The following is a 3,333-nucleotide window of genomic DNA, read 5'->3' as shown; positions in this document are numbered from 1 at the left end:
CGACAGCGCACGAACCCCACCACGCTCCGGCACAAAACAACATGATCGACGTCACGGTTTACAGAGCGTCAACCTCTTCAGGCCAGAGCGTCACAAATGACCTTCAAGGGTTGAAGCCCTCGGCGAGAGCGGGACAGCGCGGAGGAACAGATCCAGCGCCGCTGCCCTGTCCTGGCCAATCCGGTCCTTGTTACTCAGTGGGACGGTTCCGTTCGACGACAGCTCTGGCCCCGCACCAAATCATCTGCGACGGCACATCAGTCTCCCTACGCTGACTGCGGATTGCGGGGTGCGGCTCGCCTTGTCGGCTCGGTACGACGGCAGGACTGCGCAGCAAGGGCGCGGTCGCCGCTCGCTTGCGCAATTCTGCTGGTCCGCAGCAGTCGTGTCGGGCGCTCCCTCTTGCCTGCCTGGCATGCGGCCCGCGGCGAAGTTCTCCTGCTGGTGCGTTGTCACTCCACCGAGTTCATCCGCCGGCACGGAGACCTCGACCGCCTGTATCCCTGCCCGCTCTCCACACCTGACCGGCCACAGTCGGCTGGGCGGGATGGTCAGTGGCTCTGGTGGGTGGTAGCGGGGTGAAGGGGGCGGCGTTTCATGCCGGCGGGTGGAGGGCTGCCGGTGGTGATTGCGTCGGTCATGGTACTGGGGGTGGTGTTGTTGTAGGTGGGGCAGGGGGTACCGGCGGGGTCGCAGTCGCGGCAGGTGTCGCAGTGGTCGAGGAACATCTGCCAGGCCAGTTCGCGGCGCCAGACTGTGGTGATGTCACCGATGCGCTGGAGGTAGCCGAAGGAGCCGCCGCTGTCGTGCCACAGCCGGGAGGGCGACGGCGGGGCGGGTGTGGCCGGTGTGAGGGGTGGCTGGGTGCGGCGGGGAGGGCGGGTGCGGGCGGGCAGCGGGGGAGTGGCCGGCCCGGTCGACTTCCCGGTGGTGATGGCGGGGGCGTTGGTAGTGAGGGTGGTGATGTGGTGGGTGAAGTCGGGGTCGGGCAGGGGCAGGTCGATGGTGTCGCCGGTGTAGGAGAGGGCGGCGGGGATGTAGTCGAAGACGGCGCCGGCCTGCGACAGCCGGGTGAGCAGGCCGGGCATCTCCTGTCCTGTCCGCTGGGCTTGCAGGAGGCGCAGGATGCGCAGCGTGGTGGCGACGTCGTCCTGGGATCTGCCGGGGGCGGACTCTGGGGCAGCGTCGGTCTGCTGGTGCCACCAGCGGGCTTCTGCTCTCTCGCCGTGGGTGAGGTGCTGCAGGTGCAGGCAGTAGGCGGCGATGCGGTCGCCTGCGCCGGCGGCGTACTGCCACCAAGAGCGTGCGGGGTCTGTCTGGCCGGTGAGCTCAAGGATGCAGCCCAGCACCCGGGCTCCGCGGGGCTCGGGCAGCAGGCCGATGAAGTGTTCCAGGAGGCCGATGGCTCCCGTGTCGGCTACCGCGGTCTCGCATAGGGTGCTCAGATCCTGTGCCGCGCCCTCCATGGCGCAGTCGCCCCGTTCGGGTTTGCTGCCGCTCTGCTCCCGGCCTGCACCCGCCTTCTGCCGGAGGGTACGGCGGGCGGCGCGGGCGGCGATGCGAGCAGCGGCTGCGTCGATGTCTTTCGGCGAGTACGGTTCGTCGACCAGGCGGGCCCGGGCGAGCAGTCGGTCAAAGGGCGTCATCGGCGGGTCCTTTCTCGGTCAGTCCCAGTGCCTGTCGCAGGCGGCGGCGTGCGTGGCGGGCGGTGGAGCGCACACTGGCGGGCGTGATGCCCAGATGGTCCGCCGCCTCGCTGGGGGACAGGCCATGGCTGTGGAGGAGCACGACGACGTCCTGCTGCCGCTCGGGCAGGGCACAGATCGCCTGGTAGAGGCTGATGCTCTCCTCGAGCTGGCCTATGGGGTCCACCGCCTGGCGCAGCGCGGTGGTCTCGAAGGCATTCGTGTCGATCAGAGCCTCGCGGCGGCCGCGGGCCCGCGCGGCATCAACCGTGCGGTGCTTCATCACCTGCCACGCATACGCGGCCGGGCTCTCCTTGGCCAGCACGGAAGGCCAGGACACCAGCAGCTGCTCGAAGGCGCAGTCGACGGCCTCCTCGGCATCGGCGCGGTTCTGCAAGTACATGCGGGCCCACCGCACGTACACCGGCCGGTGCATACGGTGGAACGCCTCGAAATCCAGCGGAAGCTCCGTCATGGACGACGCGTCGCCGGGACGGCCGGACAGCTCCCTCCTCACGTACGGCCGTCCCGTTGCTCGCCGCCGCGGTGCAACTCGCTGACACCCAGGCGCACGGTGGCCGTCGCCGCGCGGCGCACCAGCGCCAGCACGTCGCGGCCCAGCACCCGCACGGCAACCACCGCAAGAACCACATCGCCAACCAACTGCAAGGACACAGGCCCTGCCCCTTTTCTGTGAATGGGCGGGCTGCGCTGCCGGAGCCCGGAGAAGACGCTGCTGCGTACTCTCTGCTCCAGATGGCGTCGGGTGAGGCCACCGTGTGCAACGGGACGAACGAGAATTTTCCCCACATGCATCCGTTCGATTACACGCCGGACCACCCACAGGGGCTCTGGGACAACGCTCTTGGACCAGCGCCACCGTCCCCACCTCGGCTCAGCACGCTTCAGCCGGTCGCCGTGCTGCTCCTCGAAGGGGTCTGCACGCGGTCGACAGGACGTCTTTTTACGCGCCGAACCGAAAGTGGACACATGCCCGATGTGGATCCTTTGTCGCCGAACGTGAAGGTGATAGTCGAACGCATGCTTCACGCAGGAGGCTGCGGTTTTCGATGGTGATCGGCTCCCGCTCGATGCGGACCCCCTCTGCTCTTCCTCAGTGAGGACGTACTTGCGCAGCGACGCGAGGGGAAAGCCCGGACCTCCTCGATCGTGCGCGCCTGCTCCTGGTCGACCTCGGAGTGGGCGGGATGATCCGGAGTTCATTTCTTGATCAATGTATGGAGCATGAGGATGACGGCGACGGTCAGAGTCAGGGCTGCGCCCAGGGCTGGGTTGGTGTAGGCGGCGAAACCGGCGGCGAGCCCTGCCAGGGCAAGCACGACGTGGGGGCCGGCAGGACGAGTTGATGAGCCGTCCAGGACAGCGGCGTCCTTCAGGCGTCGGGTTCCTGGCGTAGGTCGATGAAGCAGCGCAGCCGTACGCCGGGCTCGCCGGGTTCCCTCGTGGTCCGGTCGGCGGGGGCGATGGCGTGGTGCGTGGCGAGGAGGTTCTGGACGGCGAAGGCGGTGGCGTCGTCGGCGGCCGCGACGTCCACCACGGCCAGGCCGGGCAGGGCGATGTGTGCGTCATGGATGGGTCTCATGCCTGGCACGACGTGCCGGCGTCCGTGGAGGTTCGGGTGCCGGGA

4 protein-coding genes are annotated in these 3,333 nt (G+C 68.6%); all 4 read right to left on the bottom strand.

Translation table 11 applies throughout. The features are described 5' to 3' along the window. Positions 1-551 precede the first annotated feature (551 nt). Complete coding sequence (locus tag ACFYXC_RS41800) at positions 552-1,646, bottom strand: hypothetical protein (protein ID WP_389558386.1); 1,095 nt, start codon at positions 1,644-1,646, stop codon at positions 552-554. Then, positions 1,633-2,160 carry a sigma-70 family RNA polymerase sigma factor gene (locus ACFYXC_RS41795; RefSeq protein ID WP_389558385.1) on the bottom strand — a complete coding sequence of 176 codons (528 nt, stop codon included), beginning with the start codon at positions 2,158-2,160 and terminating at the stop codon, positions 1,633-1,635. Before ACFYXC_RS41795 ends, ACFYXC_RS41800 begins: the two co-directional genes overlap by 14 nt. 38 nt (positions 2,161-2,198) lie before the next feature. After that, the gene (locus ACFYXC_RS41790) at positions 2,199-2,360 is read right to left on the bottom strand and encodes a hypothetical protein (RefSeq protein WP_389558384.1); all 162 of its coding nucleotides are present in this window, start codon (positions 2,358-2,360) and stop codon (positions 2,199-2,201) included. Between the two features lie 718 nt (positions 2,361-3,078). Further along, positions 3,079-3,333, bottom strand: a 255-nt coding sequence (locus ACFYXC_RS41785; RefSeq protein WP_389558382.1) for a DUF6207 family protein, incomplete at its 5' end; no start/stop codon positions are given.

Source organism: Streptomyces sp. NPDC002701, from assembly GCF_042889045.1.
In the GTDB taxonomy this organism is placed as follows: domain Bacteria; phylum Actinomycetota; class Actinomycetes; order Streptomycetales; family Streptomycetaceae; genus Streptomyces.
The sequence above is the reverse complement of the archived record's forward strand: the minus strand, read 5'-3'. Positions and strand labels throughout refer to the sequence as shown.

Excerpts from the sequence above, each read along its gene's own strand:
- ACFYXC_RS41800 (WP_389558386.1), bottom strand. The coding sequence starts at position 1,646 with ATGACGCCCTTTGACCGACTGCTCGCCCGGGCCCGCCTGGTCGACGAA.
- ACFYXC_RS41795 (WP_389558385.1), bottom strand. The coding sequence starts at position 2,160 with ATGACGGAGCTTCCGCTGGATTTCGAGGCGTTCCACCGTATGCACCGG.